Here is a 21,671-nt window from a genome sequence, read left to right as displayed (position 1 = left end):
TGAGGAGCGACGTGCAGATACGGGTACGCATACGGGTACGGGTACGAACGGCCTCCCTGATCGTCGGCTGCTCGCTTCTCCTGACGGCATGTACGGAACGCGAGGGTGCCGTTTCGTCGGCCGGGCCGACCGTGACGAGTACGGCCGCGCCGTCGACCGCCCTCGCGCTGGCCGAGCGGTATCAGCGAGCGGGCGGGGACGAGAGCGTGTACGCCATCCAGCAGGAGGCAGGTCCCGAGGAGGCTCCGCTGCTGATCCTGCGGACCACGCAGATCGAGTCGGAGAACTCCCTCTTCGAAAAGCAGCGGGATTCCGTTGTCTCGTACCTCAGGCAATTCGAGCAGCTCTCCACGGCCAAGGGCTACCGCATGGACGTATTCGGCCGGGACGGGTCCCTGCTGCACCGATGGGATGCCCGCCCCTAGGGCCTGTCGTCAAACTCCAGGCGTCGCGAGGCAGACGGGAGTTTGACGACAGGCCCTAGGGGACGCTCTGACACCGCCCCGCCCCTCTGCTAGTGCTGGTGTGCGCCGGAGGCGGGCGGGAGTGTGGGGGCGGGTGTCGGGCGGCCTGGGTCCGCCACCGTGAACTGGCCCATCATGCCCTCGTCCTCGTGGTAGAGGAGGTGGCAGTGGTACATGTACGGGGTGTCCGGGTCCGAGGGGCCGTCGAAGCGCAGGGCTATGCGGACCGTGGCACCGGACGGGATGAAGACGGTGTCCTTCGGTCCGCGCAACGGCGGGGGCGGGGCCGAGCCGTTGATGTCGAGTATGCGGAACTGGACGTCGTGGACGTGGAAGTTGTGCGGCATCCCGTCGTTGTTGCGCAGGGTCCAGGTCTCGGACGTGCCGCGGGTGACCGTCTCGTCGACCCGGGACATGTCCATCTTCCGGCCGTTGATGCCGGACATCTTGAGATCGAAGAAGCGGCCGCGCACCGAGTCCTCACCGGTGGGGAGCGCCGAGGCCACCAGTGCCTCCGGCAGCTCGGCCGACGGTCGCAGGGTGGGCGCCGCCCGCAGCTGCATCACGTCGAAGGAGTCGTCGCCGCCGCCGAAGCGCTGATTCCAGAAGTCCAGGCCGGCGTCCAGGGGGTACGAGCGCAGGACCGTCCGCTCGCCCGGCCGTATGCGTACGACGACTTCCGCGCGCTCCCCCGGCGACAGGCGCAGGCGGTCGGCCGTGTGCGGGGCTTCGAGAAGGCCGCCGTCCGAGGCGATCTGCCGGAAGGCCCGGCCATCGTCGAAGCCGAAGGTGTAGACGCGGGCGGTGGAGGCGTTCAGCAGGCGCAGCCGGACCAGTTCGTCCTGCACGGTGACGTACGGGTCCAGCGTGCCGTTGACCATCGTCCGGTCGCCGAGGAACCCGACGTTGCGCATCAGCTTGTGGCCGTGGTCGAACGTGGCGCCGTCGAAGGACACGTCCTGGACGATGACCGGGATGTCGTCGACCCCGTACGTCTTGGGCAGGGTCAGGGCCGTCGACTGCGCGTCGTCCAGGAGGAACAGGCCCGCGAGACCGCGCTGGACGTGCGACTCGGTCGCACCGTGCGGGTGCGGGTGGTACCAGAGGGTCGAGGCCGGCTGGTCCACCGTCCACTCGGGGGTCCAACTGCCGCCCGCCGGGACCATCTGGTGCGGGCCGCCGTCCATCTTGGCGGGCAGGTGCATGCCGTGCCAGTGGACGCTGGAGGCCTCCGGCAGGGCGTTGGACACCTTCACCCGGACCTTCTCCCCCTTCGCCGCGCGGAGGGTGGGGCCGAGGTGGCTCCCGTTGAACCCCCAGGTGGGGGTCTTGGTCCCGGGCGTGAACTCGGTCTCCCCCGTCCGCATCCGCAGGTCGAAGACGCGTGTTCCGTCCGCTTCCACGGTGGACGCGGCGAGGGGCGGCACCGCGAGGGCATTGCGGAAGTCCACCGCGCCGACGGTGGACACCTTGGCTCCCGTGTAGAGCCAGGTGAAGAGCACGCCTATGACCAGGGCAAAGGTCGCGACCAGCGAACCGAGGATCAGCAACGCCCGCTTCCACGGCGACATCCGGCGCTTCCCGCCGGTCCCGTTCTTCCCGTTTCTCCACATGGGAACGACGCTACGGACGGTGCTCGCGCCGGACATCGGGGACCGACCCGGGGCCGACCCCGACACCGCCCCCGAGGTCGTTCAGGGGCGCTGTCGGGGTCGAGTGGTCAGTGGATCCTGTGTTCCGTCCAGAACGGGGTGAGGTCCCGGGGCGTTGCCGCCTGGGCGGCGCGCTTGAAGTCCGTGGTGGTGGAGACGCCCAGCCAGTGGTCGCGCACGTAGCCGCGCAGCATGGCCGTCATCGCCGGGGTGCCCAGGGTACGTTCCAGATCGTGCAGGGCGCAGGAGCCGCGGAGGTAGACGACGCGGACGAACTCCGAGCGGTGTCCGGCCGCGTAGTAGGCCATGGAGTGGGTGAGGGCCGCGGTGTCGCTGGGCCAGGCTCCCTGGTCGTCCCAGCAGGTGGTGGTGTCCAGGCCGTAGTACGACTGGTTCGCGTACTGGGCGAAGGATTCGTCCAGCCAGGGCGAGGTGAACTGGTCGTTGCCGACGATGCCGTAGAACCACTGGTGGGCGATCTCGTGGACGACGGCCGACCCCTCCGGTTCGGTCCAGAGCAGGACGAGGCCCGGGAACTCCATGCTGCCGAACTCGTCGAGGTTGTCGCTCATGACGAGGTCGAGCTCGCCGTAGGGGTAGCGCCCGAAGCGCTTCCCGAACGCGTCGACCGAGCCGACGGCGTCCTTCAGGTCGGTGGCGACGCCCTCGGGGGAGGTGGCGGCCGTCCAGTAGGCGTTCAGCCGTACCCCGCCGGGCGTGGTCACCGTCTTCGACAGGAAGGGGCCCGCCGCCCACGCGAAGTCCCGTACCCCGTGCGCGACGCTGGTGCTGACCGTGCGGCCGGGTGTGCCCGCGCGGCGGGTGGTGGTGCCCGTCGCGGGGACGAGGAGCGCGCTGGGGTGGTCGAGGACCACGCGGAAGTCGCCGGTCAGGGTGTAGAAGCTCTCGCCGAAGCCGACGTCCGGGTCGAGGTGCCGGCCCTGGGCGTCGCGTACGGACAGCAGGGGCAGCGCGTTGCCGAGGTAGCGGTGCGCGCCGTCCTTGCCGAAGCGGTGGACGCGGTCCGGGACGGTGATGTCCACGTCGAAGGAGAGGGTCGTCCGCGCCCCGTACGGGAGCGGCGCGGGCAGGTCGATCTGCAGGGCGGTGCAGTCGACGGTGAGCGGGCGCGGGGTGCCTCCGGCGACCCGGCCCACCCGGACGGGGGACGGCGCCTCGGGGGTTCCGCAGCCGTCTGTGCCGTTGCCCCACAGCCTGACGTCGACCGAACGCAGCGGAGTGCGGGCGGAGTTGCGGAAGGACACCGTCTGGCGGCCGGTCCAGTGCGAGCCGTCGGTGTCGCCGCGCAACGACACCTCGTAGGAGGGGCGGTCGGGCGTCGCCGTCGCCGTCGGCGCGGGTGCCGCGGGGTCCGGAGGGGTCTGGGCCGTGGCCGTCTGGGGGACGCAGAGCAGGACGGAAGCGAGGGCGAGCAACAGGGCCCGCCGAATCCTGAGCGAGATCATGGCAGGCACGCTAGAACGTCCGTACGCCCGGAAGGGTGAGTTCCAGTGCACTTGCCGCGGACGCCCCGCCGGGCGGCGCCCGTACGGGCCGGGCAGGCCGAGCTAGTGCCGCATCAGGCAACTTTTGCCCCGTCGACGACGGCGCGTAGGCGCCGGTGGTCGGCGTGGCGGTTTCGCCAGATGATGTAGCGGCGGATCATGCCGCCCTGCTCTTTGTGGCTGGCGTGGTCGGTGCCGTCGAGGGTGAAGTAGCGCAGGGCAGTGAACTGGGCCTCGATGCGGTTCAGCCAGGAGGAGTTGGTCGGGGTGTAGGCGATCTCGACGTTGTTGGCCTCTGCCCAGTCCGCCACCCGGCGGCACCGCTTGGTGGTCAGGTGCGGGGAGTAGTTGTCACACACGATCGCCAGGCGGACTGTCGGCGGGTAGAGGGTGCGCAGGTAGCGGCAGAATCCCAGGAACTTCGATCGGTTCTTCGTCTTCTTGATGTGGCCGTAGAGCTTGTCCTTGGCCAGGTCGTAGGCGGCGAACAGGTGCCGCACCCCGTGTGGGCGGTTGTAGGTCGCCCGCCGCCTGCGGCGTGGTTCACGGTCGGGGTCTTTGTGCCTGCCGCCGCGTTCGGCCCGCTGCCGGCCCGGGTGCGGTTGCGGGTTCAGCGGGCCGAACTCGTCCAGGCAGAACACCACCTCCGGCTCACCGTCCTCGGGCATGACCTCGCCGTCGGTGATGGCGTACAGGTGCTCGACGCGGGCCTTCTTGGCGGCGTGGTCCGGATCGCGGGAGGTCTTCCAGGTCTTTATGCGTTGAAACGAGGCGCCCTCCTCGCGGAGCAGGACCCGCAGGCCCTCGTGGCTGATGTCGTCGACCACCCCCTCGGCGACCAGGAAGTCGGCCAGCTTGGCCAGGCTCCAGGTTGAGAACGGCAGGCCGTGCTCGGCCGGCTTGGACTTCGCGATCTTCTTGATCTCCCGGCGCTCGGGCAGGGTGAAGGTCCTCGGCCGCCCGCCCGCGTACTTCGGATAGGGCGAGTCGAAGCCGTCAGCCTTGAAGTTGTGGATCACATCCCGGACCCGGTCCGCGCTGGTGAACGTCACCTCGGCGATCTTCGCCACGGGCATGCCCTGCGCGGACAACAGCACCATCTGCCCCCGGCGCCAGGTCACCACCGACCCGGTGCCCCTACGGATGATCAGCGGCAGCCGCCTGCCCTCGTCGTCATCGATCTGACGGACCCGCACTCGCGCTGCCACCGGCACAGCTTGCCGGACGCGTCCGCCGGAGTGAAATCCGGACGGCGCGTCACCTCACCACAGCACAAGGGTCTCTGATACGGCGCTAGTGCTGTGACCGGAAAGGTTCACCGGGTCGCGACGCCCGGCACGGCACCTCGCCGCGTTGTCGGACCACGCCGGTACGTCCAGTACGAGGCGCGGTCCTCCGCCTTGCGATGCACCGCACCGAACGCCGCGACCCGGTGAACCTTTCCGGCCACAGCACTAGCCGAGATTCAGAACCTCATCGTCCGCGTGCGTGCCGAACTCGGCGACGCGCACCTCCGCGATGCGCTCGTACCGGCTGATCCGGTCGGTCCACTCCGCGTCGACGCCGAACGCCACCTGCGCGAAGCCCACCCGCCCGACGGCCTCGGCCAGGCCCGGATCGCCAGGGGCCAGCAGCCGCACCGGCGCGTCAAGCGCCACGGTGTGCGGCGGCACGAAGTACTCGTCCGGCAGAACGGTGCGCGCATGGACGAGCGCGCCGACAGCGACAACCGAGCCGGCCCCCAACCGTGCACACTGCAGGACCGTCGCCGCGGTCGCCACATAGACGCATCTGCCGACCTCGCAGCCCAGCAGCGTGGCATGCGGCCCCACGAAGACGTGGTCGCCGACAAGCACCGGCTGATCGCCGGCGACCGCAGACCCGCGCAACACCGCGTTCTCGCAGATCACCGCCGCCTCCCCGACCTCGATCCGAGACCCCTCGGCATCGAGCACCGCACCGTACATCACCCGCGCCCTTGGCCCCACGCGGACATCACCGACGAGCGTGGCCGTCGGGGCGACGTAGGCGGTGGGATGGACCTGCGGTTCATGCCCGCGGTGCCGGATGCGGATTCCCTGCGCTTCAGCGATCATGAGCGGATTCTCGCCCGACTGACCGCGAGCATGCTGGCGGATTTCCGACGTCGCGTTCGCCGAGACATGTGCCATCCGCGATCTGAGGCACTACAGGACGAACGTTGGCCGATACGGAACTAGCACCAACGCGCGGATGCTGTACGGCTGTTGGTGCGTGGACGGATGGACGGGCTAGGCCGTCAACTCGGCGGCCACTGAGCGCAGGAGCGCCAGGAAGGCGGTCGTCGCGGGTGAGGGGGCCGCGCCGCGGGGGGTCGCCGCGTACACCTCGCGGCGCGGGGAGTCCTCCGCCCGCAGCGGGACCAGGGCGATGTCGGCGCGGGCCGAGGAGGCCGCCAGCTCGGGCACCAGGGTGACCCCCAGGCCGGCCGCCACGAAGCCCTGTTTGGCGATCCAGTCGGCGGCCAGGAAGCCCATCCGGGGCTGGAATCCCCGGGCCAGGACGCCGGCCATCAGGGTTTCCTCGGGACGGCTGCTCGCAGCGATCCACTTCTCCCCGGCGAACTCCGCCAGCCGGGCCGAGCGCCGTCCGGCCAGCGCGTGGCCACGGGGCACCGCCACGTACATCCGCTCGTCCAGCAGGTGGTGCAGTTCGCAGCCCTCCAGCGGCTGCCCGCAGGCCGTCCCGACCACACCGAGGTCCAGCTCCCCGGCGGCCAGCAGCGCCAGCTGCCGGGCGGATCCGCCCTCGGTACGGGTCACGCGCACCGCGGGGTGCCGGGCCCGGAACGCCGCCAGGGTGCGGGGCAGCAGGGCGGCGTCGGCGGTGGAGAACGCACCGATCCGCAGGCGGCCCCCGCCCAGGGCGCGCAGCGCACCCAGTTCGGCGCGGGCGGTGCGCAGCCTTTCGTCGACCGCCTCGGCGTGCGGCAGCAGGGCCCGGCCGGCCTCGGTGAGCCGCACCCCGCGCGGCAGCCGGTCGAACAGTGGGGTGCCCCATTCCTCTTCCAGGGTCTGCACTTGCCGGGACACCGCGGACTGGGTGTAGCCCAGGACTTGGGCGGCGGCGGTGAAGGAGCCGTGGCGGGCCACGCTGCGGAAGACCTCGTAGAGGTCATGCGGGATCGGCATGGGAGGCATGCTATTCATTCGCTTGTCGCATGACTGGGGCGGACCTAGCGTCGAAGCCATGAACACCACCGCGGACACCACGCCGCACGTCGCCTTCCTCGGTCTGGGCAGCATGGGCGCGCCGATGGCCCGCCGACTGCTCGCCGCCGGCCACCGGCTGACCGTCTGGAACCGCTCCCCCGACAAGACCCGCGCGCTCGCCGAGGCCGGCGCGGTCCCGGTGGCCACACCCGCCGAGGCGGTCCGCGAGGCGGACCTCGTGATCACCATGCTCGCCGACCCGGCGGCCCTGCACGCCGTCGCCGAGGAGCTGCTGCCCGCCCTGCGGCCCGGCATCCACTGGATCGACACCTCCACCGTCGGCCCGCAGGCCGTACGGGACTTGGCGGGGCGGCTGCCCTCCGGAGTGCTGCTCACCGACGCCCCGGTCATGGGCAGCGTGGACCGGGCTGCCTCCGGTGAGCTGTGGGTGCTGGCCGGAGGCCCGCTGCCCGGCCCGGTCCGCCGGGTCCTGGACACCCTCGGCGAGGTGACCGAGTGCGGTCCGGTGGGCTCCGGCGCCGCGCTCAAGCTGGTCCTGATCAACGCGGCCATCGGCGGCGTCGCGCTGGTCGCCGAAGCCCTGGAGCTCGGCGCCTCGTTGGGCCTGCCGGAGGAGCTGCTGCGCTCGGAGCTGGCCCGCGGGCCGCTGGCCGGTGCGGTGGCCCGGGCCTACGCCGAGGGCTCCCACTTCCCCGTGGCGCTGGCGGCCAAGGACGTGGGCCTGGCCCGCCGCCACGCCCAACTGCCGGTCCTGGACGCGGTGCACACCGCCCTCACCGCCCGCCCCGAACTCGCCGCCCGCGACCTGGCGGCCCTGCGTCCGGTCCGCTGACGGGGTGTGTCGGAGCCCGTCGGAGCAGGGCTTCTTCCGGGCGGCTTACGGCCGGCCGACTCCGGCGAGCCCGGACAGCGCCGTCTGCCAGGCCGTGGTGACCGCCCCGTGGGCCGCGGCCGTTGCCTCGGAGAGGCCGTCCGGCAGGAACAGGGGCGCGCCCACGTGAACGTGCAGGCGTGGCCGGCGGACCGGGGCCGTGAGGACTCCGGCGAGCTGCTTGGCCGTCGTCCCGGAGCTCACACGGCGGGCGCCGGCCTGACCGACGGGGCGGACGGGTGCTCCCGTGGCCCGGGCGAGCCGGGCCAGGCCGCTGCGGAAGGGCAGGGGCGCGGCTTCCCCGGAGTCGCGGCGGGCGGGGATGCCGCCTTCCCCGTACATCAGCACGCACCGCCCCGCCGCCAGCGCCTCGGCGGCGTCGGCCAGGGAACTCGCCGCGCGGGCGGTACCCCGGTGGACCGGGATGTGCCCTTCGCGGGCGAGCGCGCCGCCGAGCACCGGGACCCGCCACAGCCCGGCCGTGGCCATGACCACCGGGTCGACGCCGAGCCGGCGCAGAGCGGCGACCACGATGACGGGGTCGGCCAGACTGGTGTGGTTGGCGGCCAGGATGGTCCCGCCGACGACGGGGCCCGACGTGTCCTCGGAGACGGTCATCCGCCCGAACACCGGGGCGAGGGCGGCGGCGACGCGGCTGATCATGGAATCGAACCTCCGAGGTGTGCGGTCTTCGTGCCCCCAGCGTGTCGGCCGTGGCCCGGTCCGGCATGAGTCGCCCTACTCAACCCGCCTGGGTACGTGCTCCACGCGGCCCCTTCCGCTTCCCTGCGGGAGCGGGAGCTCGAGCGGGCGCGGGCGCGATGGCCGGAAAGGAGGGCGGCGGCCGTCTGGCAGGGTGGTCCACGTGACCCTCTACGTGCCTGCGAGTCGTGACCATGCCGGACCCCGCCGGGCCCGGACCCGTCTGGCGGCAGCCGCTGCGGTGGTGGTGACCGTTGGCGCGGGGTTGGGGCTACGGGCCGTGGCGACGGGCGACCTGGCCAAGTACGGCGGAGACGCGCTGTACACCGTACTGATCTTCGCCTTCATCGTGCTGGCCCTGCCGCGGGTGACCGCCCTGAAGGCTGCCGCGGGCGCTCTCGCGGTGAGCTGGATGGTGGAGTTCCTCCAGCTCACCGGGGTGCCGGCGGAGCTTTCCCGGCACAGTGCGGTCGCCCGCCTCGTCCTCGGGTCCACCTTCAATCCGCCCGACCTGTTCTGGTACGCGGTCGGCGCGGCCGTCGGCTGGCTGGGCCACACCGCGGCGGGGCGTCTGTCGCCGCAGACGGCCTAGCGACTGCGGGTCAGTGCCGCGGGGGCGCCCGCAGACTGGGCCCCTTCGGTCTCCAGGGTCAGCCGGTCGGGCTCCGCCAGGGTCAGCACGTAGAGGTTGTTCTTGGGGCAGTCGAAGGCGGCCGCGGGGTCGGTCGGATGGCTGGTCACCGCTACGAAGACCGCCTTGTCCCCGGTCGTCTGGCGCACTTCCAGGGCCTCCGTGCACCCCAGGTTCCGTCCGGTGGCGACCTCCTTCACCTCGCTGACCTGGCGGCCCACGAGGTCGCCGACGGACCCTGAGTTCAGCGTGACCGTGACGGAGAACGCGCCCGTCCTGGCCCTCGAGACTCCGTCCGCGTCGGGTGTCCCGGGGCCGGTGCCGGTCCACGTACCGACCCACGACCGCGGTAGCGCCGACGCGGAAGCGGACGGGGTCGCCGATCCGTCCCTGCCTCCGCCCCCGCCCCCGCCCCCGCCCCCGCCCCAAGGCATCTTGATCACGAGGGTGGCCGCGACGACGAGGGCTGCGGCGCCGACGGCCGCACCCGGCACCCAGGGCGCGCGTCGTGGCCCGGCGGGAAGGGCGGAGGGCAGCGGCGGGGTCGCCGCGAACACCGCGGGAGGTGCCGGGGGAGGCGTGGGCACGAGCACAGGCGCAGGCGCAGGCGCAGGCACAGACACGGGGAGCGGGTCGGACGCGGCAAGGATGCGGCGTAGTCCGGCCTCCCGGTGGTTCGTCTCCGCCGCCAGCGAAGACGGTAGCGCCCCACTCCAGTCCTCCCCTGCCGAGCCGACCCCGGCCAGCGCCTCGTCGGCGGTCGGCCGCTCCTGCGGATCCTTGGCCAGGCACTCCCCCAGCAGGGAACGGAGCCCCTCGGGAACTCCGTCGAGGGCGGGCTCGTCGTGCACGATCCGGTAGAGGAGGCCGGGGAGTTCCGGCTCCTCGCCGTCGGCCAGAAAGGGGCTGCGGCCGGTGGCCGCGTGGACGAGGACCGCGGCGAGCGAGAACACGTCCGCCGGGGCCTCGGCCACGGATCCGGCCGCCTGTTCCGGCGCGAGGAATCCGGGCGTGCCGATGACCGATCCCGTCCGGGTGTGGCGCGGGTCGTGCACGGCACGCGCGATGCCGAAGTCGATGAGGAAGGGCCGCTCCCGGCCGAGCAGCACGTTCCCCGGCTTGATGTCGCGATGGACGACGCCCGCCGCCCGTACGGCCACGAGCGCGGCGAGGAGTTCCCGGGCCAGGCTCCACAGGGCCGGCTCGGCCAGCGGTCCGTGCCGGTGGACCCACTCGCCCAGGGAGGGCGCGGCGACGTACTCCGTGGCGAGCCACTGCGGGGACGCCCCCGGAGCACTGAAGTCCACCACCGAGACCGTCCACGGTGAACGTACGCGGTCGTTGGCGCGTATCTCCCGCGCGAAGCGCTCGGCGAAGTCGCCGTCCCCGCTCAGTTCCCGGCGGACGGTCTTGAGGGCCAGCGGCCGGCCGGACGCCGTGCGGGCCAGGAAGACCTCGCCCATGCCGCCCTCGCCGAGCCGTGCCAGCAGGCGGTACCCGCCGATCTCCGGCGGGTCGCCGGGCCGCAGTGATTCCACCGACTCCCCCTGTCCACAAGGCCGTTGTCCGTACGCGCGGGGCGCACGGACCGGCCGGTGGAGCCACCTTAGAGGACCTGCAGGGGGCCGGATCGTCAGGACGACATGATGAAGCGCAGGGCCAGACCCGAGGCGGTCATCCAGTGGGTGACCTTGGCGAAGTCGTTGTAGTACACCGTGTCGACGCCGGGGAAGGCGACCTTGACCGGCTGGCCCAACGTGCTCCCGGGCCGGCGGTCCTGGAGCTGGACGGTCATGGTCTTCGCCGGGGCCTCGTCCATGGGGCCGTTCAGGAGCAGGGCGGCGTGCGTCTGCTTGCCCGGAGCGATGGTCTCGAACGGTGTCCCGGGAGTCGGGGCGCTCTCCTTGATCTCGGGAACCAGCCGCCGGGCGTCACCGAGCTGGACGAGGGGATAGTGGTAGACCTTGCACGCCTTCTTGCTGGTGTTGGTGAGGGTGAGGAGGATGTGCCGGACGCTCTGGCCCTTCTCGTCCTCGGTGCTGGTGGTGATCGAGACGTCGCCCGGGGCGCAGAGGGCGACGGCCCCGCCACCACTGCCGCCGGTGCCGGTCGCTCCCGGGGTCGGCTGCGCCGAGGGCGTGTCGCCGGGCTTCGGCGTGCTCGGGGAGCCGGTCTCGCTCGGCGTACCCGAGGTGCTCGGCGTGCCCGGGCTGCTCGGCCGGGCGGTGGGCTTGCCGTCGTCCGGCCCGTCGCCCCCGCTCGGCGAGCACGCCGCGGACGCGAGCAGCGCGGTGACCGTCGCGGCCCCGATGACGTACGTCTTCCAGCCCCTGTGGCTCGTGCGGGCAGCAGTGTTCATGGTGTTCCCCCGTTGTCGGCCCTACGCGGCCGCTGTCGACTCCCGATGATGAGCACAGACCGCGGTGGCCACGAAAGGTTCGGCGGCGGGCCGCCGTGGCCTCCGCCTCGCTCCGTACCGGCACCTCAGCCGGCCTGCATGAGCAGATTCCCCTCATCCACGGGGCGTCAGACACCTGTTACGAAGCAGGGACGAGAACGGCACGCTTCGGTCAGATGACGGGCCGACCGGGCGACGACCGTACGGGGGGCCGACGGCGAAGGCGAAGGCGAAGGCGACAGCGGGATGCGGTGCCCGCCACCCATACCTACGGGATCCGGCCAAGGCCGGGTCACCGCGCTGGCGCCCCCGGGCCGGGCCGGGTTTCACTGCGGGCCCATGAGACGACACAGGTTCACGGGCGCGCTCGGCGCGCTCGCCCTCGCGGCCGCCACCCTCACGGCCGCGGGCCCGGCAGCGGCGGCCGGACCCGGCGGCACGCCCACGCCGGACGCAGCCCCCGCAGCGGCGGCGACGGGCGCGCAGCCGCCCGCCGAGTTCGGAACGGACTGGCACGATCCGCTCACCGCCGCACCGCCCGTGGCCCGGCCCGCGACCCGGTCCTGCCAGGTGCCCCTCGCCGAAGCGCAGTTCCGCGACTTCACCCCGTACCGGGGCTCCTACGCACCTCCCACCGCCTGCGGCCCGTCCGACTGGGCGAAGGTGGTGCTCCGTCTCGACGGCAAGGTCAAGGGGCGCCAGTACGACCGCCTCGGCAACCTCTCCGTCGGTGGCGTGGAGCTCTTCCGCACCTCCACCCCCCAGCCCTCGCCGGACGGCATCGCCTGGTCCGTCGAGAAGGACGTCACCCAGTACCGCGACACCCTGAGCCGCCCCCAGCCCGTCGAGATGCTCATCGGCAACGTCGTGAACGACACCTACACCGGTGTCATCGACGTCAAGGTCACCCTGACGTTCTACGCGGCCGAGGGCGGCACGACAGCCGGCCGCACGCCGGAGCGGGTCGTCCCCCCGGACCGGGTCCTCCCGCTCACCACCCCGGCCGTCACCCTCCCGCGCAACACGGAGCGCCTCCTCGCCGAGGTCTACGCCACGGGCTCCGGCGGCGGCTGCGAGGAGTACTGGTACCTGACCGCCCCGGACCCGGCCCCGTACTCCTGCAAGGCCGCCGGCGGCCCCCACCGCGAGGTCCGGATCTCCGTCGACGGCAGGCTCGCCGGCATCGCCGCGCCCTTCCCCACCGTCTGGACCGGCGGCTGGTCCAACCCGTTCCTCTGGTACGTCACCCCGGGCCCGCGCGCCTTCGACGTGCAGCCTCTCCGCTACGACCTCACCCCGTACGCCGCCCTCCTCAACGACGGCCGTCCGCACCGCATCGAGGTCTCCGTCGCCGGAGTTCCGGACGGGCAGAGCGGCTGGAGCACCCCCACCAATCTGCTGCTCTGGCAGGACGCGGGCCGTGAGGTCGTCGGCGGGGCCCTGACCCGGGAGGAACAGAGCGATCCGGCCAACTCCTCGCGCTGGACGCCCGCGGCGCCCGGCGCCGAGCACCGGGTGGACACCGAGGGCGGGCACCGGCTGACCGTGGCCGGGTACCTGGACACCTCGCACGGCCGGGTCACGACCACGGTCAGCCGCGCGGTGCACCACGGCTCCGTCCACCGCTGGACCGAGGGAGAGGACCGGGACGCGCTCACCGCGACCTGGACCGACGAGGAGAGCGTGACGCGCGGGGCCGTCACCACGCGGACCAGCCGCACGTACACCATGGACGGCGAGACCACCCTCGGTGCGGGCGACCGGCTCCGCACCGTCCTCGCGCTCGGCGACCGTGCGGACACCGTGGTCCTGCGCGGGGGCCGGGAGACCGGCCGGTCCCGGCTCGACGACCGGTACACGGGCGACGCGACCTACACCGCGAACGTCCCGCGCGACCAGCGGCACGCGGTCGCCACCACCTCCGCCCGCTACAGGCTGTACGGGACCGGGGTGCCGGGCGGCTGCTACGACCGCACGGTGGCCACCGCCCAGGGCGCCGTCACCCAGGACCGCCGCCGCTGCTGAGCGCGGCCCTCCCCGGCCGGCTACGCGTCCAGGACCAGGCCGTTGAAGAAGGCGGTCAGCACGGGCGCCAGGGCCTGCGGGTCCACGGCGTGGTTCTGGCCGGGGAGGGTGTGCAGGGTGTAGTTCTCGCCGTGGGAGGCGAGTTCCTTCGCCGCGTGGGCCATGTACGTGTCACCCGCGCCGCCGTGGGCGACCAGGACGGGCACGCTCACCGAGGACCACCGGTCGGTGGGCAGCGGCCGGCCGGACATGGTGGCGGCCATCAGCCGGCCGTCGTAGGGAAGGGACGGGGCGGCGGCCTCCCAGGCGGCCCAGACCGGGGTGTTCCGCATCCTGGCGATGTCCTCGGCGGGCATGGCCAGGCCCGTGGTCAGGAAGTGGGTGAGCGCCTCGGTGGCGCTCCCCCTCGCCAGGGCGGCTTCCACGCGGTCCACGTAGTCGGCGGGCAGCGGCGGGCGGGTCCCGTCGACCACGAACGGCGGCTCGTAGAGGGCCAGGGCGGAGACCGAACTGCCGCGGGCCACGGCTTCCAGGGCCAGGACGGCTCCGGAGGACATCCCGAAGAGCAGCACCGGCCCGCCCACGTGCTCGATCAGCGCGTCGAGGTCGTCGACCTCGCGCTGCACCGCGTAGACGGGGTGGTCGGCGCTTTCGCCGCGGCCCCGGCGGTCGTAGTTGACGACGCTGAACCCGTCTGCCAGGAGGGCGGCGAGCGGTGCGTGCCGGGCCCGGGTCATCAGGGTGCCGCCGACGAGGATGAGTACCGGACCCGTGGCGCCGTGGCGCTCGGCGGCGATCGCCGTGCCGTCGGACGAGACCACCGTGAACATGTCGATTCCCCCAGCATTCGCTTCCGTTGTTCCGCGCCCCGGGCGCGGAGACCCGGTACCGGCCGCGTCCGGCCGGACCGCGAGCCCCCCACCCCCGTGGGAGGGCTCCGCTCCGTCCGTGCCATCCGTGCCGTCCGTGCAGTCCGTACCGGGCGGGAACGATCACCACACTATGGCAGGGCGGTTCACCTCCCCCATGGCCGCACGCGCCAGCAAGGGGACCGATCGCGCCACGGGGGGACCCTGCGCGCCATGTTGGGGACAGCAGGCCCCTAACCCCCACGATGACCTGGCACTTCGGACTGGACTATGCTCAGCCGCTGTGGTCTCGCATGCACATCAGGGGACAACCTCCTCCGCCCTTACCCGTCTGAGCGTCAGCGTCGCGCGGCTGGTCGGCACACCCCCGCACGGATACGCCCACTTGCCGGGCACGGCGCCCCAGCACCTCAACGACGACCTGTGCCGCACCCCCGCGGCGACGGCCATCCGGATCGCGGAGCTCACGACGGTCCAGGCCCACTGGACCGAGATGTCCGTGCTGCTGGCACAGGAGTCGGGCATCGGCACCTTCGGGGTCTGGGACTACCTGATCACCTCCGCGCCCACTCCGCTCGAGGGGATCCGGGACGCCGCGGCCTACTTCGCCGCCGTCGCCGACCCCCTGACGGACGGCATGCGGATCACCGAGGACGGCGAGCGCGTCACCATCAGCCACGTCAACCGGGCCGACATAGCCTACGAGGCGGCCTGCGGCATCCGCGGCTACGCCCTCGGCCTGTACCGGCGCCGCCTCGGCGAAGCCGCGGGGCGCAGCCTCGTTCCCCTGCACGTCTCCCTCGCCGCCAAGGCGCCGTTCCGGCACGACTCCCTCATCGAGCTCTACGGCACCCGGAAGATCGAGTTCGAGGCCCCGGCCAGCTCGATCACCTTCCGCACCGCGGACCTGAGCACTCCGACGCCGCACGCCCAGCCGGGACTGTCGGCCGTGCTGCGCCGGCACGCCGAGCAGACCCTCGCCAGCGCGATCCCGCTGCACGACTGGCTGGATCTGTTCCGTACCGCCCTGGCATCCGCCCACGACGACGGTGCGCCGACGCTGTCCTCGGTGGCGCGGCGCATGACCATCAGCGCGCGGACCCTCCAGCGGCGCCTCGAAGAGCACGGAACGACGTGGAGCGAGGAGGTCGAGACCGTGCGCCGGGACCACATCGCCCGGCTGCTCCACGACACCGACCTCAGCGTCGACTCGATCGCGGCCCGGAGCGGCTACGCCGACGCCCGCGCCCTGCGCCGGGCCGTCAAGCGCTGGTACGGCAGCACGCCCGCGGCCCTGCGCCGCGCGGGGCGCGGCGATGCCGCTCAGGCCGGGGTGTAGCCGCGGGCCCGGACGTGGTGGTGGGCGAGTCGGGTGAACGCGCCTGCGGCCGCGCTCCGGTAGGCGTTCTCACGCCGGAGGAGGGCGACCGTGCGGGTGGGCAGGGCCGGTTCGAGGGGGACGGGCGCGAGGTGGGGGTGGTCCTCCGTGACCGCGTCGGGGAGGACGGTGGCGAGGTCGGTGCGCTGGACGATTTCGGTGAGGGTCTGGACCGAATCGGCCTCCACCGCGATGCGCGGCCGTACCCGATGACCGGTCAGATAGGCGTCGATATGACCTCGCGTGGCGAAATCCCCGCTGAGCAGGGCTAGTCGACGGTCCGCCAAACTGGCTACGGACAACGCCGGTTGCGGACCGGCGGCGGGCCGGGCGGCGGTGACGAGACTGAGGGTCTCGGCGTACAGCGGGGTCGCGGTGATACCGGGCAGGTGCGGGCCGTCGAAGGCGATCCCCAGGTCGAGCTCGTCGGCGAGCAGACCCGTTTCGATGCGGTCCTGGGCCATGTCCTTGACGTCCAGGGTGATGCCGGGGTGGCGGGCGTGGAGCTCCGCGGCCAGCGGCCCGACGAGGTAGGCGGTGAACGTCGGCGTCACGGCCAGCCGGAGGTGGCCGCGCGAGAGATCGGCGACGTCGTGGACGGCACGTTCGGCTGCGGCGAGGTCGCGCAGGGCCCGGCGGGCGTGGTGGACGTAGGTTTCGCCGACATCGGTGAGGCGGACGCCCCCGCGGCCGGTGCGGTCCAGGAGCTGGACACCGACGGCGCCTTCGAGCTGCTTGATCTGCTGGGACAGGGTCGGCTGGGAGATCCGCAGTTCTTCGGCGGCGCGGGTGAAGCTGCCGTGTTCGGCGACGGCGAGCAGGTAGCGCAGGTGACGGAGTTCCAGAGCCATGGACCGAGTATAGATGGCATCTATAAGAAGTATGGGCAATGCGTCTTGGACGCTATAGGTGCAGGTCGTGCATGGTGGATCTCGTCGGCCCCACGGGTCGGCGTCATCGAAGGGAGTGACCATGCACGACCTCATCGAGGGCGTTGCGCAGTTCCGGCGGGAGGTCTACCCGGCCAAGGCGGAGCTCTTCGCCCGGCTGGCGGCGATCCACCGGCCTCGCACCCTGTTCATCAGCTGCTCCGATGCCCGCGTGGTGCCGGAGCTGATCACCCAGAGCGAGCCGGGCGAGCTGTTCGTCATCCGTACGGCAGGCAACCTCGTGCCCGCCCACGCCCCCGGCACGGACGGGGTGGCGGCCAGCATCGAGTACGCCGTCGCGGTCCTGGGGGTGAGCGACATCGTGGTGTGCGGGCATTCCGCCTGCGGCGCGATGACGGCCCTGGCCGAGCGGCACGACCTCAGCGCCGCCCCGGCCGTCGCCGGCTGGCTGCGCCACGCGGACGCCTCGCTCGCCCGTACCGGCGCCGAGGACGACGGGCGCAGGGTCGATGCCCTGGTACGGGAGAACGTGCGGGCGCAGCTGGCGAACCTGGCCACCCACCCGTCGGTGGCCCGCGCCCTGGCCGCGGGGTCGGTGACCCTGCGCGGCTGGGTCTACGACATCCGGGCCGGGGGCGTCGAGGAGCTCGGCTCCCCCCGCCCGGTCTCCCCCGCGGCCTGACCGCCGCCACCCCTCGGGTCCTCGACCCGCATTCCCCACCCCCACCCCATCCGCCGCTCTCCCCACCCCCCTGAGCGGCTCACCGAAAGGACGCCCTCTCATGGTGCACGCCCAGTTCGACAACACCGCCCGTCAGGCCCTGGCCGTCAAGGCCGTGGACGCCAAGATCCGCGAGGACCTGACCTGGCAGCGGATCGCGGACGCCGCGGGCCTGTCGGTCGCCTTCGTCACCGCGGCGGTCCTCGGCCAGCACCCGCTGCCCCGGGCCTCGGCCGAGGCCGTCGCCGCGCTCCTGGGCCTGGACGCCGACGACGCGCGACTGCTGCAGACCATCCCGACCCGCGGCTCCGTCCCCGGCAGTGTCCCCACCGACCCGACGATCTACCGCTTCTACGAAATGCTCCAGGTCTACGGCACCACGCTGAAGGCCCTGGTCCACGAGCAGCTCGGCGACGGCATCGTCTCCGCGATCAACTTTAAGCTCGACGTGAAGAAGGTCGCCGACCCCGACGGCGGCGAGCGCGCGGTCATCACCCTGGACGGCAAGTACCTGCCGACCAAGCCCTTCTGATCAGCGATGGAGCCGGCGGGTCCAGTCCTCGGGGAGCCGGTCGGACGGGCCCGGCACCGGCTGATCCAGCGGATGGCCGGACGGCGGGGTCAGCTCGGGGCCCGACTCGTAGAGCTCGTCGGCGGCGTAGTCCCAGAACCAGGCCTCACCCGGTTCGTAGCTCTGCACCAGGGGATGGCCGGTGGACTTCCAGTGGGCCGTGGCGTGCTGGGCCGGCGAGGAGTCGCAGCAGCCGATGTGGCCGCACTGGGCGCAGCGCCGCAGGTGGAACCACCAGCCGCCCACCGCATCGCATTCGACGCAGCCGCTGCCGGAGGGCGGGACGCTCGGGTCGACTCCGTCGATGGCGGTCATACGGGCTCCTCGGAGGGCTCGGGGTCGGTGACGCGATCGGTGTCGGGGTCGGGGTCGACGTCGGGGTCCGTGGCGGGGTCGGACTCCGGGGCGGTCAGCGGGAGCAGCACCTGGAAGCGGGTGTCTCCCGGGGCCGACTCGACCTGGAGGCTCCCGTGGTGCTTGTTGACCACGATCCGCCAGGAGATCTCCAGGCCGAGACCGGTGCCCTCGCCGACCGGTTTGGTGGTGAAGAAGGGGTCGAAGATGCGGCTGCGGATCTCGGACGGGATGCCGGGCCCGGTGTCGCGGAATTCCACGAGCAGCCGGTCGCCCTCGCGCGCCGTGCGCACCGTCAGCGTGCCCTCGCGGTCCGTGCTCCCGATGGCGAAGACGGCGTTGTCGATGAGGTTGGTCCACACCTGGTTGAGTTCCGCGGGGTAGGCCGGCACGTCCGGGACGGAGCGGTCGTACTCCTTGACCACCCGGATCCGGGGGCCGATCTTGCCGGAGAGCATCAGCAGGGTGCTGTCGAGGAGTTCGTGGACGTCGACGACCCGGTGCGGGGCGCGGTCGAGCTGCGAGTACTGCTTGGCGGCGTCCACGAGGTGGGAGATGCGGGTCGTGGAGTCGTCGATCTCGTCCATCAACAGCTCGGTCTCCACCGTGTAGTTCAGCCAGCCGATGGCCGCCGGCAGCAGGTCCCCGGCCACGTGCGCCGCGACCTGCTCCAGCCAGTCCGTGTCCAGGCCGGCCTGGACGAAGACCGGTGCGATCCGCCAGGCCTCGGCGACGCCGTGGTCCTCCAGCCAGTCGGCGAGTTCGTCCTCCCGGTCGGAGGCCTCGAGCGGGCTCAACGCCGGTGCCTTGGCGACGCGTTCGACGGTGCGTTCCTGGATTTCGATCAGTTCCGCGATCGCTTCGCGCGGGTAGTTCCCCTGGGAGATGTGGGCCAGTTTGTGCCGCATCTTTCCCACGCGTTCCCGCAGGGTGGCCGTGGCCCGGACGGCCGCCGCGGCCGGGTTGTTGAGCTCGTGGGTGAGGCCTGCGGACAAGGAGCCCAGCGCGAGGAGCCGTTCGCGCTGGCCGATGACCTGCTGGGTGCTCCTGGCGCCGAAGAAGAGCCCCTCCAGCAGGTGCGCGGCCATCGGGAACCATTCCCGCATGACGTCCGCGAAGGACTGCGCGGGCAGGACGAAGAACCGTGTCGGTTCGGTCACCCGCATCGAGTTGTTGTACGTCTGCGGGACCTGGTCGCCCAGGTAGGCCTGCATGGCCCCCGCGTACACCCCGCGCTGGGAGGTGCGTCCGACCTCCACCTCGTCGCCGCCGACCCGGCGGGACAGGACGACGGTGCCCTCGATCATCACGTAGAAGCAGGTGGCGGGGTCGCCCTCGGCGTAGACGGGGCCGCTGTCGAACCGCTCCACGCGGCCCTCGGCGCACAGCCGCCCGAGCTGCTCCGGGGTGAGTTTCTCGAACAGGAAGAGCGAGCCGATCTCCTGCGGGGAGCAGGGCATCGCCTGCCCGCTCACGACTCCTCCAGGTACCGGTGGACGAGCATCACGGCCATGGCTCCCTCTCCGACGGCGGACGCGACCCGTTTCGCCGACCGGGCGCGTGCGTCGCCCGCCACGAACACGCCGGGCACGCTGGTTTCCAGGTGGTAGGGCGGCCGGTCCAGCTCCCACGCTGCCGGCGGCCGCCCGTCCGGGGTGAGGTCCGGCCCGGCCAGGATGAAGCCGTGGTCGTCGCGCAGCACCGTACCGTCCAGCCAGTCGGTGAGCGGGGCCGCGCCGATGAAGACGAACATCCACTGGGTGTCGACGAGTTCGGTCCGGCCGGTGTCCACGTCGCGCAGCGTGAGCTGCTCCAGGTGGCCGTCGCCGTGCGCCGATTCGACGGTGGTGCGGGTGCGCACCGTGATGTTGGGCATCTCCTCGATCTGCTGGATCAGGTAGTACGACATGGAGGCGGCCAGGGACTCCCCGCGCACCAGCAGGGTCACCGATTTCGCGCCGCGGGCGAGGTACACGGCCGCCTGTCCGGCGGAGTTGGCGCCGCCGACGACGTACACGTCCTGTTCCAGGCAGGAGGAGGCCTCGGTGAGCGAGGAGCCGTAGTACACCCCGCGGCCGGTGAGGCCGTCGCAGCCCGGCGCGCCGAGCTGGCGGTAGGAGACGCCGGTGGCCAGGATGATGCTCTGCGCGCCGATCGCCGAGCCGTCGGAGAAGCGGACGACGCGGGCCGCGCCGTTCACCTCCAGTCCGGTGACCTCGCGTGCGGTGAGGATCTCGGCGCCGAACCGGCCCGCCTGGCGGCGGGCGCGTTCGGTGAGCTGGGCGCCGGACACTCCGTCCGGGAAGCCGAGGTAGTTCTCGATGCGGGAGCTCTGCCCGGCCTGTCCGCCGGTCGCGGACCGCTCGACCAGCACGGTGCGCAGCCCCTCGGAGGCGCCGTACAGCGCGGAACCGAGCCCGGCCGGTCCTCCGCCGATCACGACGAGGTCGTAGAAGTCGGCGGTCGGTGTGGTGGCGAGCCCCACGTGGGCGGCGAGGCCGGGTGCGTCGGGTTCGATCAGTACGGTGCCCCCGGGGGTGATCACCACGGGCAGCCGCTGTCCGTCGGCCCCGGCCGCCCGCAGTAGTCGTTGTCCCTCCGGCTCCTCGCAGGAGTACCAGCGGTACGGGACCTGGTTGCGGGCCAGGAACTCCCGCACGGTCGACGAGGGCGCCGACCAGCGGTGTCCGACCACCTTGGTGGCGGGCACGGGCCGGTGGTCGCCGGTGCGCCAGGCGGTGAGGAGGTCGTCGACGACCGGGTAGAGCTTCTCCTCGGGCGGGTCCCACGGCTTGAGGAGGTAGTGGTCGAGGTCGACCACGTTGATCGCGTCGATCGCCGCGTTGGTGTCGGCGTAGGCGGTCAGCAGGACGCGGCGCGCGCCCGGGTACACGGTGAGGGCTTCTTCGAGGAACTCGATGCCGTTCATCTGCGGCATGCGGTAGTCGGCCAGGATCACCGCCACCAGGTCGCCGCGGAGCTTCAGCTCGCGCAGCGCCTCCAGCGCGGATTCGCCGGATTCGGCGCGCACGATCCGGTACCCGGAGCCGTAGCGTCGCCGCAGGTCCCGGGCGATGGCCCGGGACACTCCCGCATCGTCGTCCACGGTCAGGATCACGGTCCGTGTCGGCTCGGTCCGTGTCGTGTCGGCGGCCTCTGTCATGGCTCTCCCGCCCCGGGCGGCCTGGACTGGCGGCGTCGCGGCGAGCCGCCCGCACCCGGTTCCCGTCCATCCTAGGGTCGATCGTCCGGGTCCGCGCGGACGGGCACGGGGGCCGGACGGCCGGGCGGGCGGGCGCGATCCGGGGCGGGGCCGATCCGGATCGAGGCAGCCCCGGATCGAGGCAGCCCCGGCGCGGCGGTCCCGGCGGGCAGCCACCCCCACCGGCGGAAATCGCGTACCGCGGCGGCGGCCGGTGGATCAGACT

At 72.5% G+C, this 21,671-nt stretch carries 20 protein-coding genes; 7 read left to right on the top strand and 13 right to left on the bottom strand.

Annotation, left to right across the window (positions count from 1 at the left end):
- The first annotated feature begins 131 nt into the window (after positions 1-131).
- A complete protein-coding gene (locus AC3IYI_RS37790) occupies positions 132-425 on the top strand; it encodes a hypothetical protein (protein ID WP_489407942.1) in 294 nt (97 codons plus the stop codon).
- Between the two features lie 89 nt (positions 426-514).
- Here the strand turns inward: AC3IYI_RS37790 and AC3IYI_RS37785 are convergent, their stop codons facing one another.
- The 5 genes from AC3IYI_RS37785 to AC3IYI_RS37765 all read right to left on the bottom strand — a co-directional run bounded on the left by AC3IYI_RS37785 (position 515) and on the right by AC3IYI_RS37765 (position 6,791).
- Positions 515-2,077: a multicopper oxidase family protein gene (locus AC3IYI_RS37785; protein WP_489407941.1), complete on the bottom strand. Its 1,563-nt coding sequence runs from the start codon at positions 2,075-2,077 to the stop codon at positions 515-517.
- Positions 2,078-2,184: 107 nt separating this feature from the next.
- Entirely contained in the window at positions 2,185-3,582 is a 1,398-nt protein-coding gene (locus AC3IYI_RS37780) for a M1 family metallopeptidase (protein WP_489407940.1), read from the bottom strand.
- Between the two features lie 113 nt (positions 3,583-3,695).
- The gene (locus AC3IYI_RS37775; RefSeq protein WP_489407939.1) at positions 3,696-4,829 is read right to left on the bottom strand and encodes an IS630 family transposase; all 1,134 of its coding nucleotides are present in this window, start codon (positions 4,827-4,829) and stop codon (positions 3,696-3,698) included.
- 246 nt (positions 4,830-5,075) lie between these two features.
- Entirely contained in the window at positions 5,076-5,717 is a 642-nt protein-coding gene (locus AC3IYI_RS37770; protein WP_243329589.1) for a gamma carbonic anhydrase family protein, read from the bottom strand.
- Between the two features lie 174 nt (positions 5,718-5,891).
- A complete protein-coding gene (locus AC3IYI_RS37765) occupies positions 5,892-6,791 on the bottom strand; it encodes a LysR family transcriptional regulator (protein ID WP_489407938.1) in 900 nt (299 codons plus the stop codon).
- Positions 6,792-6,849: 58 nt separating this feature from the next.
- On the opposite strand from AC3IYI_RS37765, the gene AC3IYI_RS37760 reads away from it, so the two are divergent.
- Positions 6,850-7,665, top strand: coding sequence for an NAD(P)-dependent oxidoreductase (locus tag AC3IYI_RS37760; RefSeq protein WP_489407937.1), 816 nt, complete (start codon positions 6,850-6,852; stop codon positions 7,663-7,665).
- Positions 7,666-7,710: 45 nt separating this feature from the next.
- Here the strand turns inward: AC3IYI_RS37760 and AC3IYI_RS37755 are convergent, their stop codons facing one another.
- Positions 7,711-8,367 carry a lysophospholipid acyltransferase family protein gene (locus tag AC3IYI_RS37755; protein ID WP_489407936.1) on the bottom strand — a complete coding sequence of 219 codons (657 nt, stop codon included), beginning with the start codon at positions 8,365-8,367 and terminating at the stop codon, positions 7,711-7,713.
- 202 nt (positions 8,368-8,569) lie between these two features.
- Between AC3IYI_RS37755 and AC3IYI_RS37750 the strand changes: the two genes are divergently transcribed.
- Complete coding sequence (locus AC3IYI_RS37750) at positions 8,570-8,998, top strand: ribosomal maturation YjgA family protein (protein WP_489407935.1); 429 nt, start codon at positions 8,570-8,572, stop codon at positions 8,996-8,998.
- Here AC3IYI_RS37750 and AC3IYI_RS37745 read toward each other — a convergent pair.
- The gene (locus AC3IYI_RS37745) at positions 8,995-10,575 is read right to left on the bottom strand and encodes a serine/threonine-protein kinase (RefSeq protein WP_489407934.1); all 1,581 of its coding nucleotides are present in this window, start codon (positions 10,573-10,575) and stop codon (positions 8,995-8,997) included. The two genes, AC3IYI_RS37750 and AC3IYI_RS37745, sit on opposite strands and share 4 nt — an antisense overlap.
- A 95-nt stretch (positions 10,576-10,670) precedes the next feature.
- A complete protein-coding gene (locus tag AC3IYI_RS37740; protein ID WP_489407933.1) occupies positions 10,671-11,396 on the bottom strand; it encodes a DUF4232 domain-containing protein in 726 nt (241 codons plus the stop codon).
- Positions 11,397-11,774: 378 nt separating this feature from the next.
- On the opposite strand from AC3IYI_RS37740, the gene AC3IYI_RS37735 reads away from it, so the two are divergent.
- Entirely contained in the window at positions 11,775-13,460 is a 1,686-nt protein-coding gene (locus AC3IYI_RS37735) for a peptide-N4-asparagine amidase (protein WP_489407932.1), read from the top strand.
- Between the two features lie 20 nt (positions 13,461-13,480).
- On the opposite strand, the gene AC3IYI_RS37730 is transcribed toward AC3IYI_RS37735, so the two are convergent.
- The gene (locus tag AC3IYI_RS37730; RefSeq protein WP_489407931.1) at positions 13,481-14,290 is read right to left on the bottom strand and encodes an alpha/beta fold hydrolase; all 810 of its coding nucleotides are present in this window, start codon (positions 14,288-14,290) and stop codon (positions 13,481-13,483) included.
- Positions 14,291-14,714: 424 nt separating this feature from the next.
- Between AC3IYI_RS37730 and AC3IYI_RS37725 the strand changes: the two genes are divergently transcribed.
- Entirely contained in the window at positions 14,715-15,668 is a 954-nt protein-coding gene (locus AC3IYI_RS37725) for a helix-turn-helix transcriptional regulator (RefSeq protein ID WP_489407930.1), read from the top strand.
- On the opposite strand, the gene cynR is transcribed toward AC3IYI_RS37725, so the two are convergent.
- Positions 15,653-16,558 (bottom strand): transcriptional regulator CynR, encoded by a 906-nt coding sequence (gene cynR / locus AC3IYI_RS37720; RefSeq protein WP_489407929.1) that lies wholly within the window; start codon positions 16,556-16,558, stop codon positions 15,653-15,655. The genes AC3IYI_RS37725 and cynR overlap by 16 nt on opposite strands.
- 121 nt (positions 16,559-16,679) lie before the next feature.
- Between cynR and AC3IYI_RS37715 the strand changes: the two genes are divergently transcribed.
- Together AC3IYI_RS37715 and cynS are read left to right on the top strand one after the other, a co-directional pair.
- Positions 16,680-17,279, top strand: a complete 600-nt coding sequence (locus AC3IYI_RS37715; RefSeq protein ID WP_489407928.1) for a carbonic anhydrase — start codon at positions 16,680-16,682, stop codon at positions 17,277-17,279.
- A 100-nt stretch (positions 17,280-17,379) separates the two neighbouring features.
- Complete coding sequence (gene cynS, locus AC3IYI_RS37710) at positions 17,380-17,850, top strand: cyanase (protein WP_489407927.1); 471 nt, start codon at positions 17,380-17,382, stop codon at positions 17,848-17,850.
- Here cynS and AC3IYI_RS37705 read toward each other — a convergent pair whose 3' ends face one another.
- The 3 genes from AC3IYI_RS37705 to AC3IYI_RS37695 are packed head-to-tail and all read right to left on the bottom strand — an operon-like array spanning position 17,851 to position 21,406.
- A complete protein-coding gene (locus AC3IYI_RS37705) occupies positions 17,851-18,204 on the bottom strand; it encodes a UBP-type zinc finger domain-containing protein (RefSeq protein ID WP_489407926.1) in 354 nt (117 codons plus the stop codon).
- A complete protein-coding gene (locus tag AC3IYI_RS37700; RefSeq protein ID WP_489407925.1) occupies positions 18,201-19,718 on the bottom strand; it encodes an ATP-binding protein in 1,518 nt (505 codons plus the stop codon). The genes AC3IYI_RS37705 and AC3IYI_RS37700 overlap by 4 nt, the downstream gene beginning before the upstream one ends.
- A complete protein-coding gene (locus tag AC3IYI_RS37695) occupies positions 19,715-21,406 on the bottom strand; it encodes an NAD(P)/FAD-dependent oxidoreductase (protein ID WP_489407924.1) in 1,692 nt (563 codons plus the stop codon). The genes AC3IYI_RS37700 and AC3IYI_RS37695 overlap by 4 nt, the downstream gene beginning before the upstream one ends.
- Positions 21,407-21,671: the final 265 nt, after the last annotated feature.

This window comes from Streptomyces sp. GL_148 (assembly GCF_057834205.1).
The sequence above is the reverse complement of the archived record's forward strand: the minus strand, read 5'-3'. Positions and strand labels throughout refer to the sequence as shown.

Excerpts from the sequence above, each read along its gene's own strand:
- AC3IYI_RS37785 (WP_489407941.1), bottom strand. The coding sequence starts at position 2,077 with ATGTGGAGAAACGGGAAGAACGGGACCGGCGGGAAGCGCCGGATGTCG.
- AC3IYI_RS37695 (WP_489407924.1), bottom strand. The coding sequence starts at position 21,406 with ATGACAGAGGCCGCCGACACGACACGGACCGAGCCGACACGGACCGTG.
- AC3IYI_RS37755 (WP_489407936.1), bottom strand. The coding sequence starts at position 8,367 with ATGATCAGCCGCGTCGCCGCCGCCCTCGCCCCGGTGTTCGGGCGGATG.
- AC3IYI_RS37765 (WP_489407938.1), bottom strand. The coding sequence starts at position 6,791 with ATGCCGATCCCGCATGACCTCTACGAGGTCTTCCGCAGCGTGGCCCGC.
- AC3IYI_RS37760 (WP_489407937.1), top strand. The coding sequence starts at position 6,850 with ATGAACACCACCGCGGACACCACGCCGCACGTCGCCTTCCTCGGTCTG.
- AC3IYI_RS37740 (WP_489407933.1), bottom strand. The coding sequence starts at position 11,396 with ATGAACACTGCTGCCCGCACGAGCCACAGGGGCTGGAAGACGTACGTC.
- AC3IYI_RS37715 (WP_489407928.1), top strand. The coding sequence starts at position 16,680 with ATGCACGACCTCATCGAGGGCGTTGCGCAGTTCCGGCGGGAGGTCTAC.
- AC3IYI_RS37770 (WP_243329589.1), bottom strand. The coding sequence starts at position 5,717 with ATGATCGCTGAAGCGCAGGGAATCCGCATCCGGCACCGCGGGCATGAA.
- cynR (WP_489407929.1), bottom strand. The coding sequence starts at position 16,558 with ATGGCTCTGGAACTCCGTCACCTGCGCTACCTGCTCGCCGTCGCCGAA.
- AC3IYI_RS37730 (WP_489407931.1), bottom strand. The coding sequence starts at position 14,290 with ATGTTCACGGTGGTCTCGTCCGACGGCACGGCGATCGCCGCCGAGCGC.
- AC3IYI_RS37735 (WP_489407932.1), top strand. The coding sequence starts at position 11,775 with ATGAGACGACACAGGTTCACGGGCGCGCTCGGCGCGCTCGCCCTCGCG.
- AC3IYI_RS37780 (WP_489407940.1), bottom strand. The coding sequence starts at position 3,582 with ATGATCTCGCTCAGGATTCGGCGGGCCCTGTTGCTCGCCCTCGCTTCC.
- AC3IYI_RS37705 (WP_489407926.1), bottom strand. The coding sequence starts at position 18,204 with ATGACCGCCATCGACGGAGTCGACCCGAGCGTCCCGCCCTCCGGCAGC.
- cynS (WP_489407927.1), top strand. The coding sequence starts at position 17,380 with ATGGTGCACGCCCAGTTCGACAACACCGCCCGTCAGGCCCTGGCCGTC.